The sequence below is a fragment of the Curtobacterium sp. MCSS17_015 genome (genome assembly GCF_003234265.2).
GTDB lineage: Bacteria > Actinomycetota > Actinomycetes > Actinomycetales > Microbacteriaceae > Curtobacterium.
On the sequence record NZ_CP126256.1, the window covers coordinates 1,245,370 to 1,260,744 of the forward strand.

The following is a 15,375-nucleotide window of genomic DNA, read 5'->3' on the forward strand; positions in this document are numbered from 1 at the left end:
CTGGAGGCCCGTCACCCGTCTCATGGACAGGTGACGGGCCTCCAGGCGGTTGCGGGGTCCTGCGGACGCGGCGGTCAGTGCCGACGCCGCGACGGCACGACCGGCGTCGACGTGGTCTGCACCGCAGAGCCCGAGTAGATGTGCTCGATGTCGGCGGCGAAGTCGCGGAGCACGACCGACCGCTTGACGGTGAGCTTCGGCGTGAGGTGACCCGAGCCCTCCGTCAGCTCCACGTCCACGACCGAGAATGACCGGATCGACTCGGCGCGGGACACGCGTCCGTTCGCGGCGTCCACCGCCTCCTGGACCGCCTGCTGCACGCGGTCGTCACGGGCGGCCTGGCCAGGGGTCAGCGCGGGCGTGATGCCGCGGGCCTCGCACCAGCCGGGGAGCATCTCGCGGTCGAGCGTGACGAGCGCGGCGACGAAGGGCTTGCCCTCGCCGACCACGACGACCTGGGCGACCAGCGGGTGCTCGCGGATGGCGTCCTCGAGCGGGGCCGGCGCGACGTTCTTGCCGCTCGCCGTGACGATGAGCTCCTTCGCCCGCCCGGTCACCGTGAGGACGCCGTCCGGGTCGAGCCGGCCGAGGTCGCCCGTACGGAACCAGCCGTCCCGGAACGCGGCGGCGGTCGCCTCCGGGTTCTGCCAGTAGCGGTCGAAGACGTCGACGCCACGGATGAGGATCTCCTGGTCGTCGGCGATCCGGACCTCGACGCCGGGGAGGGCCCGGCCGACGGTGCCGATCCGGAGCTCGGTGGCACGGTTCACGGTCGCCGGGGCGGTCGTCTCGGTGAGCCCGTACCCCTCGAGGATGTGCACGCCGATGGACCGGAAGAAGTGCGACAGCCGGGGAGAGAGCGGCGCGGACCCGCTGATCGCGTAGCGGACCCGGCCGCCGAGCGCGTCCCGGAGCTTCGCGTACACGAGCTTGTCGAAGAGCCGGAAGCGCAGCGCGAGTCCGAACGGCACACGACCGGCGGCGACGGCCTCGGAGTGCGCGACGGCGGTGGCGGCGGCGGCACGGAAGACCCGGCCCTTGCCGCCGAGGTCGGCCTTCTGCTCCGACGAGTTGTAGATCTTCTCGAACACCCGGGGGACGGCGAGCAGGAAGGTCGGCTTGAAGGTCGACACCGCCTTGAGCAGGTCCTTCGTGTCCGGTTCGTGCCCGACGAGCACCCCGGCCGAGACGGACATCGCCGCGATGAACCGGGCGAAGACGTGGGCCATCGGGATGAAGAGGAGCGTGGACGCATCGCCGGAGACGACCTCGGACATCGCCTCGGTGGAGTTCTCGACCGTGGCGGTGAAGTTGTCGTGCCGGAGCACACAGCCCTTCGGCCGACCGGTCGTGCCCGAGGTGTAGATGATCGTCGCGTCGTCACGGCCCGAGACCGTGGCGGTCCGACCGTCCAGTTCCGCGTCGCTGACGTCCTCGCCGAGCCGTGTCAGGTCGTCGAGGCCGCCGCCGTCGATCGTCCAGTGCTGGCCGAGGTGCGGCAGGTCGGGGGCGATGCCCGCGACACGACGAGCGTGCTCCTCCTTCTCCACCACGATCGCGACGGACTCGGAGTCGGACAGGATGTGCCGGATCTGGTCGGGCGCGCTCGTCTCGTACACCGGGACGGACACCAACCCCGCGGTCCAGACCGCGAAGTCGACGAGCGTCCACTCCATCCGGGTCCGCGACAGGATCGCGACGTGGGCGCCCGGTTGCAGGCCCGCGGCCACGAAGCCCTTCGCGATGCCACGGACGCGAGCCAGGACGTCGGCGGCGCTGATGCCGGTCCAGGTGTCACCGGTGCGCTCGGCGAGGATCGGGCGGTCCGGGGTGAGCCGCGCCCGGTCGGAGAGCAGGCGCGCCGCCGAGCCGTGGTCGGGAGCGACCGGGCCGGTGTCGTGTTCGGCGGGTGTCCCGCCCCTGCTGGTGGACGTGGTGCGGTCGGCACGCTGATCGGTCACGGCAACTCCCTCGTCGGCCGGTTCGATGTGAGTCCGCTCATCGTCGAGTCGGCTCACACTCAGCATAGGACGACTCCTCCCGAGTTCGGTGAGCGTCCGACCGTTCGGTGCGGACGCGTCGACCCGGTAGGCTCCGTGTTCGTGCATGCCATCGGAATCGACATCGGGGGCACCAAGATCGCGGGAGCGGTCGTCACGGAGCTCGGCGAGATCCTCGCCGAGGACCGCGTCGCCACGAACGCTGCGGACCCGATCGCCATGCTCGACGACGTCGTGTCGATGGTCGAGCGCCTCAGACTCCAGCACCAGGTCGGTGCGGTGGGGGTCGCGGCGCCGGGCTTCATCGACGCCTCGCAGTCGATCGTCTACTACACGCCGAACATCCGGTGGCGGAACGAGCCGCTCCGCCAGAAGCTGCAGGAGCGCCTGGGCGACCTGCACATCACGGTCGACAACGACGCGAACGCCGCCGGCTGGGCCGAGTTCCGATTCGGCGCCGGCCGTCTGGTGTCGGACATGACCATGCTCACCATCGGCACCGGGGTCGGTGGCGCGATCGTCACCGAGGACCGCCTGTTCCGGGGCGGGTTCGGCACCGGCGGCGAGATCGGCCACCTGCGCATCGTCCCGAACGGCCTGCCGTGCGGGTGCGGCGCCCGCGGCTGCATCGAGCAGTACGGCTCCGGTCGCGCGCTGCAGCGGATGGCGAACGACGTCGCGGACGCCGGCGGCATCGGCGTGGCGTTGGCCGAGGCCCGTGACGCGAACGGCGGGCACCTCGACGGCGCGGTCGTCGGGGACCTCATCCTCGCCGACGACCCTGGCGCCCTCGCGGCACTCCGCCGCCTCGGTCGGCACCTGGGCGAGGCGTGTGCGTCGCTGTCCGCGGTGCTCGACCCGCAGCTGTTCGTCTTCGGTGGCGGGGTCGCGAGCGCGGGGGACCGGCTGCTCGAACCGATCAAGCAGGCGTACCTCAACAACCTGCCGGCGCGTGGATACCACCCGGAGCCCGACTTCGTCATCGCCGAGCTCGTCAACGACGCCGGCGTGGTCGGAGCCGCCGACCTCGCCCGCATCCACGCCCGCACGGCCTGACCCGCACCCCCACCCGACGGAGTCGACGATGCTCTACTGGCTGCTGAAGAACTTCGTGCTCGGCCCGCTCATCCTGACGCTGTTCCGACCGTGGGTGATCGGACGCGAGAACGTCCCCCGCTCCGGCCCGGTCATCTTCGCCTCGAACCACGTGTCGTTCATCGACTCGGTGATCCTGCCCGCCGTGCTCGACCGGCGGATGTCGTTCCTCGCCAAGAGCGACTACTTCACCGGACGCGGGCTCAAGGGCTGGGCGACGAAGACGTTCTTCAACGCCATCGGTCAGCTGCCCATCGACCGCTCCGGCGGCAAGGCGTCCGAGGCGTCGCTCCGCACCGGGCTGCAGGTCCTGGCCCGCGGCGAGCAGCTCGGCATCTACCCCGAGGGCACCCGCAGCCCGGACGGCAAGCTGTACCGCGGCCGGACCGGCATCGCCCGGATGGTGCTCGAGGGTCGCGTCGTCGTCGTGCCCGTCGCCATGGTCGGCACCCGCGAGGTCCAGCAGATCGGCCAGAAGTTCCCGAAGTTCAAGCGGGTGGGCGTCGTCTTCGGCAAGCCGCTGGACTTCTCGCGCTTCGAGGGGCTCGAGACCGACCGGTTCATCCTCCGGAGCGTCACGGACGAGATCATGCACGAGCTCCGCGGCCTGAGCCGGCAGGAGTACGAGGACGTCTACGCGACGAGCGTCAAGGAGCGCGCGACGACCGCACGCGAGACCGTCATGCGGGAGCGTCGGGTCACCCCCGGACGGTAGGCTCGGACAGTCCCGCAACCGCCGGGGCGCCGTCCGCGTGACGGCCGCGTGCGACCAGAACACCGAGGTGCAGCCTTGTCCGAGTCGATCGACTCCCTCACCCTGCAGGATCCGGACGTGATCGAGGGCCTCGACCACTGGCGCACGCTCCCGATCAAGCAGCAGCCGACGTGGCCGGACCCCACCGCTGCCGAGGCCGCCTCCGCCGAGATCGCCACGCTGCCGCCGCTCGTGTTCGCGGGTGAGGTCGACCAGTTGCGCGACCGTCTGGCCGCCGCCGCCCAGGGCAAGGCGTTCCTGCTGCAGGGCGGCGACTGCGCCGAGACCTTCGCCGGGGCGACCGCCGACTCCATCCGTGACCGGGTGAAGACGATCCTGCAGATGGCCGTCGTGCTGACCTACGGTGCGTCGACGCCGGTCATCAAGATGGGCCGGATGGCGGGACAGTTCGCCAAGCCGCGTTCGAGCGACTTCGAGACGCGCGGGGACGTGACCCTGCCGGCGTACCGTGGCGACATCGTCAACGGCTACGACTTCACCCCGGAGTCCCGACAGGCTGACCCCCGTCGCCTGGTGCAGGGCTACCACACGGCCGCGTCGACGCTGAACCTCGTCCGCGCCTTCACGCAGGGCGGGTTCGCGGACCTGCGCCAGGTGCACTCGTGGAACAAGGGCTTCGCCGCCAACCCGGCGAACGCGCGCTACGAGAACCTCGCGGCCGAGATCGACCGTGCGATCCAGTTCATGGCGGCCTGCGGCGCGGACTTCGAGGCCCTCAAGCACGTCGAGTTCTACGCCTCGCACGAGGGCCTGCTCATGGACTACGAGCGCCCGATGACCCGCATCGACTCGCGCTCCGGCCAGGCGTACGACACGTCCGGTCACTTCATCTGGATCGGGGAGCGCACCCGCGACCTCGACGGAGCGCACGTCGACTTCCTGTCGCGCGTCCGGAACCCGATCGGCGTCAAGCTCGGTCCGACCACCACGGTCGCCGACATGGAAGCACTCATCGAGAAGCTCGACCCGGAGCGCGAACCGGGCCGTCTGACGTTCATCACCCGCATGGGTGCCGGCAAGATCCGCGACGAGCTGCCGAAGCTGCTCGAGGCGGTCAAGGGCATGGACGCGAACCCGCTCTGGGTGACGGACCCGATGCACGGCAACGGCCTCACCACGCCGAACGGGTACAAGACCCGCCGGTTCGACGACGTCGTGGACGAGGTCCTCGGGTTCTTCGAGGTGCACCGCGCGGTCGGCACGTACCCGGGCGGCATGCACGTCGAGCTCACGGGCGACGACGTGACGGAGTGCCTGGGCGGTTCCGAGCACATCGACGAGGCGACCCTGGCCACCCGCTACGAGTCGCTCTGCGACCCGCGGCTCAACCACATGCAGTCCCTCGAACTCGCCTTCCTGGTGGCCGAGGAGCTCCGCGCGCACCCCTCCGTCGCCCGCTGACAGCCGTCCTGCGGACGCAGGTCCCGGACGGACGGGAGGCCCGACACCGGGACCGGTGTCGGGCCTCCCGTCCGTCCGGGCCGGGCTGCGCCTACTGCTGGTAGGTGAGGGTGACGGTGTCACCCTTGTGCACCGTCGTCCCGGGGGCGGGGTCGGTGGACCGCACGGGGAGCTTGCTCTCCCAGTCGTAGAAGCCACAGAGGATGTTGGTGCAGTCGGGGTAGGTCACCTCGAGGCCGCTCGCCTCGAGGGTCGCCCGCGCCTCGTCGATGGTCGCCCCGCGGACGTCCGGCAGGGCGATCGGGACCGGCCCGTCCGAGACGACGACGTCGACGGCGGTGCCCTCCACGGCGGGGTCGGCGGCGGGGGTGGCCGAGATGACCTGACCAGCGGGCACCGTGTCGCTGAACTGCCGTGCCTGGGCGCCCAGTGCCAGGCCGACGCCCTCGAGCGTGGCCCTGGCGTCGTCGACGGTCTTCCCGGTGACGTCCGGAACGGCCCCGAGTGACACGGTGAGTGCCACGGGGGCCCCCTCGGGGTACCGCTCCACGGTGGTGAGGTCCACCGGACCGTCGTCACCACGTCCGGTCGCCGCGATCACCGTGTCGGCGCCGACGTCAGCCGAGAACTGGTACCGGACGTCCTGCAGGTCGAAGTCGTCGTCGAGCGCCGCCTGCGCGGTGGTGACCGACTGGCCGACGATCGCGGGCAGGGCGATCATCCGCGGTCCGCTCGAGACGACGATGCGGATCGCGGTGCCCTTGCGCACCGTCCGGTCGGCCGGCGGCTGCGTCGCGGTGACCAGGCCGGCCTCGATGGTCCGGTCCGGCTCGCTCCGGGTCGCGGCGGCGGCCTGCAGGCCGTTGGAGGCGAGCACCTGCCGGACCTGCTGCACGGTCTTGCCGGCGACGGCGGGGATCCGGACGTTGCCGCCGGGGCCCGGCCCGTACCAAGCGGCGATCCCGGCGCCGACGAGCGCGAGGACGACGACGACGACGAGGGCGATCCAGCCGCGCTTGCGCCGCTTGGCGGACTTGTCGGCGAGGCGCTGCCCGGCCGGGGAGAGCGTCGCGGCGACCGCGCCGGTCCGTCGGGGCCCCGGAGCGGAACGGCCACCCGGGCGGCGTGGCGGGGTCTCCTGCGTGCCGCGGCGGTCGAGGACGGTGGTGTCGTGCTCGCTCGCGTCCTCGACGTCGTCGTCGCCGAACGCCACGGCCCCGGCGCTGCCACCGGACGGGAGGATCGCGGTCGCGTTCTCGGGGCGTAGCACGGCCGTGCGGTACTGCCCGGTCGCGCGCTGCTGCGCGACGGCCATGTGGTCGAGCATCTCGCGGGCGTCGCGGGGGCGGTCGCGGGGGTCCCTGGCGGTGGCCCAGGCGACGAGGTCGTCGAGTTCGGACGGGACACCGGGCAGCGCGGCACTGGGCGCGGGGACGGTGTCGTTCGCGTGCTGGTAGGCGATCTGCATCGGCTGTTCGCCCTTGTAGGGCTGTTCGCCGGTGAGCATCTCGTAGAGCATGATGCCGAGCGCGTAGATGTCGCTGCGCGAGTCGGCTGCCCCGCGGGTGACGAGTTCGGGGGAGAGGTAGGCGATGGTGCCGAGCAGCGCCGCACCGGTGGCCGTGTTGGCGGTGGTGGCACGGGCGAGTCCGAAGTCGCCGAGCTTGATCCGGCCGTCGTCGGCGAGCAGCACGTTCTCGGGCTTGAGGTCGCGGTGCACGATCCCGGCGCGGTGCGCGGAGGCCAGACCGGCGAGCACGGCACGCAGGATGTCGGTCGCCTGCTCCGGGGTGAGCGCCCGGTGCTCCTGCAGGAGGTCGCGGAGCGTGATGCCCGGGATGTACTCCATGACGATGTACACGCAGTCGTCCTCGGCGCCCTGGTCGTAGACGCCCACGAGGTTCGGGTGCGAGAGCCGGGCGGCCGAACGGGCCTCCTGGATGAAGCGCTCCCGGAAGGCCTGGTCGTCGGCGAGGTGGCCGTGCATGATCTTGACCGCGACGCGGCGCTCGAGACGCACGTCGGTGGCGAGGTACACCGTCGCCATGCCCCCACGCGCGATGCGGGAGCGCACGCGGTACCGCTGATCGATCATGCGACCGATCATCGGGTCCGTGGCGGCGTTCGTGGTCATCTGCGGCATTCTACGAAGCGGCGCGGCGGACGGCTGCACCGGCGCTCCGGTCGTTACACGATCTCGACCGGAGGGATGACCCGGGCGACGCGGTCAGACCCGGTGGAGTCGGCTCAGAGCGAGCGCAACCAGGTGGTGGCCGACTGCTCCCACTGGGCGTACGCCTTCGGGTAGGCCGACAGCTGTACGGCCTGCGCGGCCTCGGTGACGCTCATCGACGACCATCCGGGGATGTCGAGGAGCCCCCGGGTGACACCGGCGTTCGGGTTCCGCGACCCGCCGAAGAACAGCTCGGTGGCGTAGGCGGTGTCCTGGAGCTGCCCGGGCGTCCCCCAGCCCTGGCTCGGCCGCTGCTGGAAGAGCCCGACGGAGTCGCGGTCGCCGTGCGCGAGGTTGCGCAGGCTCGACTCCTGCATGGCGGTCGCCAGCGCGATGACGAGCCCGCGGTCGGACACGCCGAGGGAACGTCCGACGCGGACGATCGTCGCGGCGTTCGTGCGCTGCTCGCTCGTCAGGGACGGGCCGCTCGTCGGCAGGACCAGGGTGCCGCCGGCGTAGATCGTGCTCGTGTAGGTCAGGCCGTTCGCGGCGAGGAGCGACGCGACGGACACCCCGTGCGTCGTCGCGACCGAGGCGATGGTGTCACCGTTGCCGATGGTGACCGAGCCGCCGCGCGAGACCGCGGCGGACGTGGTCGGAGCGCCGGGGGACGCGACCGCCGGTCCTGCGGTGGTCGACGTCTTCGGGGTGCTGGCCGTGCCCGCGGGGACCTTGAGGCTCTGCCCGGGGTAGATGACGCTGCGCTGGGACAGGTCGTTCGCGGTGAGGAGTGCAGCGGTCGGGACGCCGACCTTCGCGGCGATGCCGGACACCGTGTCGCCCTGCTTGACGTGGTAGCTCGCCGTGCTGGCGGTCGTCGACACCGCCGCGCCGACCGGGGTCGAGGCGAGGCGCAGCGTCTGACCGGCGTGGATGATCGTGTTCCAGCCGAGGCCGTTGCGGACGAGGATCTCCTGTGCGGAGAGGCCGTACCGGGCCGCGATGCCGGAGACGGTGTCGCCCTGCTGCACCGTGTACGTGGTGGGGGTGGCGGTGCGCGTCGCGGCGACGGTGGTGGCGACCGGCGTCGAGGGCCGAGCCACGGCGGTCCCGAACACCGGGCGCGACCCGACGTTCCGGTCCTCGTCCACGTGACGCCCGCCGGCCTGGTCGTCGTGGCGCTGGTCGGCGTGCGCGATCGGTCCGGTGAGCCCGGCGGTCACGGCGATCGTGCCGGCCAGGACGATCGGCATCGTCGCGAAGCGCGCCGAGCGGATGCGGCGAGCCGCCTCGTCTGCGGTCGTGTCCCTGTCCACGGTCGTTCTCCTGTCTCCGCACGTCGTCGGCACGGGGTGGGTCTGGCGGCCGTGCGCGCACGCACGGCACGCACAGGTGACCACACGCTGACATGCTGTGAATCCCAAGTCAACCAGAGAGTCGGATGTTGTGGGTGTGACTGATGGGACATCAGTGGTCGTCCTGGCGCAGGCCACGGTGGTCCTCGAGGCAGCCCGGTGCTGTGCGCGCCCGTCCGCCTCTGGCACGATGGACCTCGTGAGTGCCACCCTTCCCGGAGACGACGCCCTGTCCGAACGTTGGTTGACCGTGCCCGACCTGGTCGACCTGCTGGGGGTGAGCCCCGGCCGAGTCCACCGTCTGTTCGAGCAGCGCACCCTGCTGCCCGCCCGCGTCGACGGCGTGCTCCGCGTGCCGGTCGAGTTCCTCGAGGACGACGAACCGCTGCCCGAACTCCGCGGGACCCTCATCGTGCTCGGTGACAACGGTTTCACCGACGACGAGGCCGTCCGCTGGATGCTCACCGTCGACGACTCCATGGGCACGACGCCCATCGCCGCGCTCCGCGCCGGACGCAAGGCGGAAGTGCGCCGCGTGGCGCAGTCGCTGCTGTAGGCACAGCGCGCAGTCGCTGCTGTCGGCGCAGCGAGCAGTCGTTCCGCTCAGGAGGCCCGGCGGCTGACGGTGTCGGCGAGGGCCGCGAGCTGTTCACGTGCCGACGGGGTGAGCGGGGCGGCGTCGAGTGCGGCCTTGGCGCGCTGGACGTGCCGGTCGATCGACCGTTCGACCGCGCTGACCGCGCCGGACTCGGTGAGCGTCGCGCGCAGCATCTGCACCTGGTCGTCGTCGAGGTCCGGGTCGCCGAGCAGCTCGTCGAGGAGCTGGCGTGCCCCGACCGGCAGCGCCTTCCGGGCGGTGGCCACGAGGACGGTGCGCTTGCCCTCGCGGAGGTCGTCGCCCGCGGGCTTGCCGGTCACCTCCGGGTCGCCGAAGACCCCGAGCATGTCGTCGCGCAGCTGGTAGGCGACGCCCAGGGGGAGGCCGAACGAGCGCAGGCCGTCGAGCTGGTTCTCGCCCGCGCCGGCGATGAGGGCGCCGATGAGGAGCGGTGCTTCGACGGAGTACTTGGCGGACTTGAAGACGATGACGCGCTGGGCGCGGACGAGCTGTTCGGCGTCGTCCACCGTCGGCCAGGCGGTCTCCTCGTGGATGTCGAGGTACTGACCGGCCGTGACCTCGAGCCGCATCGCGTGGAACTCCTGGCGGACGATGCGCGCCCGCACCGGGTCGAGGAGTGCGAGGGCCTCGTCGAAGACCGCGTCGCTCAGCGAGAGCAGCAGGTCACCGAGGAGGAGGGCGGCGTTCGTGCCGTAGAGCGCACGGTCGCCCACCCAGCCGGACTCGGCGTGCAGCGACTCGTAACGGCGGTGCGCGGCGGGACGCCCGCGCCGGGTGTCCGAGCGGTCCATGATGTCGTCGTGCACGAGGGCCGCGGCGTGGAAGACCTCGAGTGCGGCGGCGGCGGTGACGACGGCCTCCGCGGTGGTCTGGCGTGAGCCCTCGGACAGCGGGTCGAACGACCCCGACCGGCCGGCGACGGACTGCCAGCCCCAGTAGCAGAACAGGGCCCGGAAGCGCTTGCCGCCGGCGAGCAGGTCGCGGGCGAACGTGTCGAACGGGAGCAGGTCCGGACTGATCGCCGCGAGGCGGTCGCGCTGCTCGTCGAGAGCCCGATCGATCCGCGCCGAGACGAGGTCCACTAATCGCGTACTCTCAGCCACGGTCCTTACCTTAGTGGGTGGTCCGGTCGTAAGATCGATCCACCCCTTCCACCGCGTCGATCCCAGGAACAAGAGGGAACCAAGATGCCACTCTCGGAGCAAGAGCAGCGCCTCCTCGAAGAGATGGAGCGGAGCCTCTACCAGAACGACTCCGACTTCGTGGCGCGCGTCACCCGCCGCCAGGGACGTCCGACGTACACCGCCATCACGATCGGTGTCCTGATCGGTCTCGTCGGCGTCGGTGTGATCGTCCTCGGGCTGGTCGTCAAGCAGCCCCTGATCGGGGTGCTCGGCTTCGTCGTGATGCTCGGCGGGGTGCTGTTCGCCCTCCGGCCCGGCGGTCGTACCCCGACCGCCCGCCCCACCCGGACCGCGTCCTCCGGACCGGCAGCGCGTGGCGGCTCCCGTCCCGCACGCGGGTCGTCCGGCGGCTCCTTCATCGACCGGATGAACGAGCGCTGGGACAAGCGCAACCAGCAGGACTAGCTCCACCGGTCCTCCACGATCCTCCACGGGGTCGGCCCTCCCGGGCCGGCCCCGTTTTCCGTGCCCGCCGGACTCATCGACCCTGGCGGACCCCCGGTGTCCGTCGTCGGCGCCGCCGCATCGCGCGGTCCGATCGACGGTCACCGGTGTTCGCTGCGCCCTGGTCTCCCTCCACTGCCCTCCACCCGGGCTCCAGGCCCGTCACAGCGCGGATCGAGCGGCCCACGCCGGGCTCTCATGTGCCCCCAGTAGGGGTGGCTGAGGCTGAGAGTGGGGCAGATCAGCAGCGAAGTGGAGGGAAGTGGAGTACGGTGGGGCACGACGAAGACCGGTGGAGCTGAGGGGAGGCCCCGACGTGCTGCTCGGTACCCATGCCCCGAAGCTCGACGAGAAGGGTCGCGTGATCCTCCCGGCCAAGTTCCGGGACGAACTGTCCGGCGGTCTCGTCATGACCCGCGGCCAGGAGCGGTGCGTGGTCGTCTTCAGCGCCAGGACCTTCGAGGAACTCCACGAACGGATCCGCCAGGCGCCGATGACGTCGAAGCGCACCCGCGACTACATGCGCCTGTTCCTCTCCGGAGCGAGCGCCGAACAACCCGACAAGCAGAACCGCGTCACGATCCCGCAGAACCTCCGCGAGTACGCGGGGCTCGAGCGGGACCTGACGGTCATCGGCAGCGGTGACCGTGCCGAGATCTGGTCGACCAGCGCATGGGAGGCCTACTACGCCGAGGCCGAGGAGGCCTTCGCCGAGAACGACGAGGAGGTGATCCCGGGGATCTTCTGATCCGCGGATCGGGACTCCCAGCCGTGAAGCCCTGACACACCTTCCCCGGTGTCAGGTCGCATGGATGGGGATCCGGACCCGCGGCCCAGGAGTCCAGGGGCGCACATGGCAGCACCGGAGAAGTTCCCGCACACCCCCGTGATGCTCGAACGGATCGTCGACCTCTTCACCCCGACGCTCGAGGGGCCGGGCAAGGTCGTCGTCGACGCCACGCTCGGCATGGGTGGACACTCCGCCGGCCTGCTCGAGCGGTTCCCGGAGCTCACGCTCGTCGGGCTCGACCGCGACACCGATGCACTCGGCATCGCGGGTGAGCGGCTGGCCCGGTTCGGCGACCGTGTCCACCTCGTGCACACCGTCTACGACGAACTCCCGGCCGCGCTCGACGGTCTCGGGATCGCCGAGGTCGACGGCGTCCTGTTCGACCTCGGCGTCTCGTCGCTGCAACTCGACCGCGCCGAACGCGGCTTCGCCTACAGCCAGGACGCCCCGCTCGACATGCGGATGGACCGCACGCAGGGCATCACCGCGGCGGAGGTCCTGGCCGAGTACGACGAGGGTGAACTCCGCCGGATCTTCCAGCGGTACGGCGAGGAGAAGCTGGCGGGCCGGTACGCGAAGGCCATCGTCGAGCGGCGCGCGACCGCCCCGTTCACGATGTCCGGCGACCTGGTGCAGGTGCTGCACGACGCGACGCCGGTCGCCGTGCAGCGTCAGGGCCACCCCGCCAAGCGCGTGTTCCAGGCGCTCCGGATCGAGGTCAACACCGAGTTGAGCGTCCTCGAGCGCGCGATCCCCGCCGCACTCGACCGCATCCGGGTCGCCGGGCGCCTCGTCGTCGAGTCCTACCAGTCGCTCGAGGACCGCATCGTCAAGCGGGCCCTCGTCGAGCGCACCACCTCGAGCGCCCCGGCGGACCTGCCGGTGGAGCTCCCCGAGCACGCGCCGACCTTCGCCCTCGTCGTCAAGGGCGCGGAACAGGCCGACGAGGCCGAACGCGCCGCCAACCCCCGAGCTACCCCCGTGCGCCTGCGCGCGGCCGAGCGGATCCGGAAGTGACATGAGCACGAACCTCGCACTCGTCGACCCTGCCGTCGCCCCGTCGCGTGCCCCGCGTCCGGAGCACGACCGTCCGGCACGGAACCGCCCCGAACTCGTCGAGGTCACCCCGACCAAGGCGCAGCGTCGGGCCCGGCCGCGGGTCGCCTACGCCGTGGTGGCGATCGCCGCGCTCGGCGTCCTGCTCCTCGCGCAGCTCGGCATCAGCATGGCGCTCAGTCAGGGGGCCTACACGCTCAGTTCCCTGAAGAGCGAGCAGACCGGCCTCAACCGGACGCAGGCCTCGCTGTCCGAGGACCTCAAGGTGCTCGAGTCGCCGCAGAACCTGGCCCGGAACGCGCAGGCCCTCGGGATGATCGCCAACTCCACGCCCGTCTACCTCGACCCGAAGACCGGCACGGTGTACGGCACGCCCAAGCCCGCGACCCCGGAAGAGGCCACCGGCAACACCGCGAACCAGGTGCCGAACTCCCTGCTCGGGGACGTCCCGCTCGCGGCGCAGGCGGGCGACACCGCCACGAGCAAGGAGACCGGCGCGGACCCTGCCACCGCTGCCGACGCCCCTGCTGCCGGCGCGTCGGCCAACGACGCTGGGAACACCGGTGGGGCCAGCGCGTCGGACCAGGGTTCCGCGAAGTCGTCCGTAGAGTCCGACGCGAACCAGCTCCAGGCACCCACGACCCGGTGACCCACGGCTCAGCTCCATCCCGGAAAGGCCGCTCGTGACGAAGACCCTCCGCAACCGCCGACTCCGCTACAGCGTGGTGATGATCGCGGTCATCGCGCTCGTGGCGGTGTTCGTCGTCCGCCTGGTCGACATCCAGGTCGTGCAGGCCGCCGAACTCACGAAGGCCGCCGAGTCGAAGCGCAGCATCCCGGTGACCCTCTACGGCACGCGTGGCGCGATCGTCGACCGGGACGGCACCGCGCTGGCGGAGAGCGTGATCCGCTACAACATCACGACCTCGCCCCGGCTCGTCAAGGGCTTCGAGGGCAAGCTCGGCGGCACCCGCGTCAAGGACGTCACCGTCGAGCAGGCGCTGAGCGCCGTCGCCCAGGCCTCGGGCGGGGACGTCGACACCATGCGGAAGAACATCGCCGCCGACCGGAAGTCGGACTTCGCCTACCTGGTCAAGGGCATCGACGCGAAGCACTACGAGGCCGTCACCGCACTCGGGATCCCGTGGGTCTACAAGGAGCAGCAGGCGTCCCGCACGTACCCGACGGCTGCGGCGACGGGCAACATCACCGGCTTCATGGGCACGGACGGTGCCCAGGCCGGCCTCGAGCTGGCGTACCAGGAGTGCCTCGCCGGGACGAACGGCTCCGAGACGTACGAGCGCGGCGAGGACGGCGTGCAACTGCCGGGCAGCACCGTCACGAAGAAGCGGGCGAAGGACGGCGGCACGCTCGTCACCACGATCGACAGTGACCTGCAGTACATGGCCTCGCAGGACATCGCCGACGCCGCGCAGCAGCTGAAGGCCGAGTCGGCGACCGCCACGGTGATCAAGGCGAAGACCGGCGAGGTCCTCGCCGTCGCGGACTACCCGACGGTGGACCCGAACGACGTCGACGCCACGACGGACCCGGGCGCGTACGGCTCCCGGGCGCTGACAGCGGCCTACGAGCCCGGATCGACCATCAAGGCCGCGATCGCCGCCGCCCTGATCGACAGGGGGCTCGCGAGCCCGACGACGCCGGTCGTGGTGCCGTACTCCAAGACGTTCCCGTGGGGCGGCACCATCCACGACTCGGAGTTCCACCCGACCGAGAACCTGACGCTGACCGGCATCCTGCGCGACTCCTCGAACGTCGGGATCACCGACCTCGGTGCGCAGATGTCGACCCAGCAGCGGTACGACGTGATGCGCGAGTTCGGGCTCTTCGAGCCGGAGCCCGCGATCGACTACCCGGGCCAACCGACGATGGACTACGGCTCGAGCCCGCAGTGGGACCAGCAGACCGACATCAACTCGATGTTCGGCCAGGGCATCCTGACCACCGCCATGCAGGTCTCCAGCGTCTACCAGACCCTCGCCAACGACGGCGTCCGGATCCCGCTGCACATGGTGAAGGGCTGCGAGGCCGAGGACGGCACGGTGACCGACGCGCCCGACGTGCAGAGCAAGCGCGTCGTCTCCGAGCAGGCGGCGAGCCAGACGGTCGACATGCTGCAGAGCGTCGTCACCGGCGGCACGCTCGTCGGCATGAAGCCGATCTCCGGCTACAACATCGCCGCGAAGACCGGTACCGCCGAGGTCGCGGACGGCGCGAAGGGCTACGGCGCGGACCGTATCATCTCGGTGGCCGGAATGGCACCCGCCGAAGACCCCCAGTATGTTGTCACGGTGACGTTCACGAAGCCGCAGACCACCAAGTGGTCGAGCGGAGCGGCTCCGGCGTTCCGCACACTCATGTCCCAGGTGCTCGAGAAGTACCGAGTCGCCCCCTCCACGACGCAGCCACGGACCTACCCGTCGACCTGGTAGGCCTGCCCGTCCACGTGGTGAGGAAGAAGG

Annotated in this window: 13 protein-coding genes; 9 read left to right on the forward strand and 4 right to left on the reverse strand. The window is 71.2% G+C overall.

Features of this window, described 5'->3' with window-relative positions; all coding sequences use genetic code 11:
• Window positions 1–74: 74 nt before the first annotated feature.
• A complete protein-coding gene (locus DEJ18_RS05860) occupies window positions 75–1,961 on the reverse strand; it encodes an AMP-dependent synthetase/ligase (RefSeq protein ID WP_502866259.1) in 1,887 nt (628 codons plus the stop codon).
• A 141-nt stretch (window positions 1,962–2,102) separates the two neighbouring features.
• On the opposite strand from DEJ18_RS05860, the gene DEJ18_RS05865 reads away from it, so the two are divergent.
• From DEJ18_RS05865 to DEJ18_RS05875, 3 genes are all read left to right on the forward strand, one after another.
• Window positions 2,103–3,056 (forward strand): ROK family glucokinase, encoded by a 954-nt coding sequence (locus DEJ18_RS05865; protein ID WP_111210429.1) that lies wholly within the window; start codon window positions 2,103–2,105, stop codon window positions 3,054–3,056.
• 28 nt (window positions 3,057–3,084) lie between these two features.
• Complete coding sequence (locus DEJ18_RS05870) at window positions 3,085–3,810, forward strand: lysophospholipid acyltransferase family protein (RefSeq protein ID WP_110889603.1); 726 nt, start codon at window positions 3,085–3,087, stop codon at window positions 3,808–3,810.
• Window positions 3,811–3,927: 117 nt separating this feature from the next.
• Window positions 3,928–5,271 carry a class II 3-deoxy-7-phosphoheptulonate synthase gene (locus DEJ18_RS05875; RefSeq protein WP_111210428.1) on the forward strand — a complete coding sequence of 448 codons (1,344 nt, stop codon included), beginning with the start codon at window positions 3,928–3,930 and terminating at the stop codon, window positions 5,269–5,271.
• Window positions 5,272–5,362: 91 nt separating this feature from the next.
• Here DEJ18_RS05875 and pknB read toward each other — a convergent pair whose 3' ends face one another.
• Together pknB and DEJ18_RS05885 are read right to left on the reverse strand one after the other, a co-directional pair.
• Complete coding sequence (gene pknB / locus DEJ18_RS05880) at window positions 5,363–7,405, reverse strand: Stk1 family PASTA domain-containing Ser/Thr kinase (protein ID WP_111210427.1); 2,043 nt, start codon at window positions 7,403–7,405, stop codon at window positions 5,363–5,365.
• A gap of 113 nt (window positions 7,406–7,518) precedes the next feature.
• On the reverse strand, window positions 7,519–8,760 hold the full coding sequence (locus DEJ18_RS05885) for a LysM peptidoglycan-binding domain-containing protein (protein WP_258371038.1): 1,242 nt from the start codon (window positions 8,758–8,760) through the stop codon (window positions 7,519–7,521).
• A gap of 238 nt (window positions 8,761–8,998) precedes the next feature.
• On the opposite strand from DEJ18_RS05885, the gene DEJ18_RS05890 reads away from it, so the two are divergent.
• Window positions 8,999–9,355: an Rv2175c family DNA-binding protein gene (locus DEJ18_RS05890; RefSeq protein WP_258371037.1), complete on the forward strand. Its 357-nt coding sequence runs from the start codon at window positions 8,999–9,001 to the stop codon at window positions 9,353–9,355.
• A gap of 47 nt (window positions 9,356–9,402) precedes the next feature.
• On the opposite strand, the gene DEJ18_RS05895 is transcribed toward DEJ18_RS05890, so the two are convergent.
• Window positions 9,403–10,521 (reverse strand): polyprenyl synthetase family protein, encoded by a 1,119-nt coding sequence (locus tag DEJ18_RS05895; RefSeq protein ID WP_111080359.1) that lies wholly within the window; start codon window positions 10,519–10,521, stop codon window positions 9,403–9,405.
• Between the two features lie 84 nt (window positions 10,522–10,605).
• Between DEJ18_RS05895 and DEJ18_RS05900 the strand changes: the two genes are divergently transcribed.
• From DEJ18_RS05900 to DEJ18_RS05920, 5 genes are all read left to right on the forward strand, one after another.
• Window positions 10,606–11,007: an SCO2097 family morphological protein gene (locus tag DEJ18_RS05900; RefSeq protein ID WP_111210336.1), complete on the forward strand. Its 402-nt coding sequence runs from the start codon at window positions 10,606–10,608 to the stop codon at window positions 11,005–11,007.
• 355 nt (window positions 11,008–11,362) lie between these two features.
• Entirely contained in the window at window positions 11,363–11,794 is a 432-nt protein-coding gene (gene mraZ, locus DEJ18_RS05905) for a division/cell wall cluster transcriptional repressor MraZ (protein ID WP_110825266.1), read from the forward strand.
• 105 nt (window positions 11,795–11,899) lie between these two features.
• Complete coding sequence (rsmH, locus tag DEJ18_RS05910; RefSeq protein WP_111210335.1) at window positions 11,900–12,853, forward strand: 16S rRNA (cytosine(1402)-N(4))-methyltransferase RsmH; 954 nt, start codon at window positions 11,900–11,902, stop codon at window positions 12,851–12,853.
• A gap of 1 nt (window position 12,854) precedes the next feature.
• On the forward strand, window positions 12,855–13,541 hold the full coding sequence (gene ftsL / locus DEJ18_RS05915) for a cell division protein FtsL (protein WP_111210334.1): 687 nt from the start codon (window positions 12,855–12,857) through the stop codon (window positions 13,539–13,541).
• Window positions 13,542–13,575: 34 nt separating this feature from the next.
• Window positions 13,576–15,345, forward strand: a complete 1,770-nt coding sequence (locus DEJ18_RS05920; RefSeq protein WP_111210333.1) for a peptidoglycan D,D-transpeptidase FtsI family protein — start codon at window positions 13,576–13,578, stop codon at window positions 15,343–15,345.
• The last annotated feature ends 30 nt before the right edge of the window (window positions 15,346–15,375 follow it).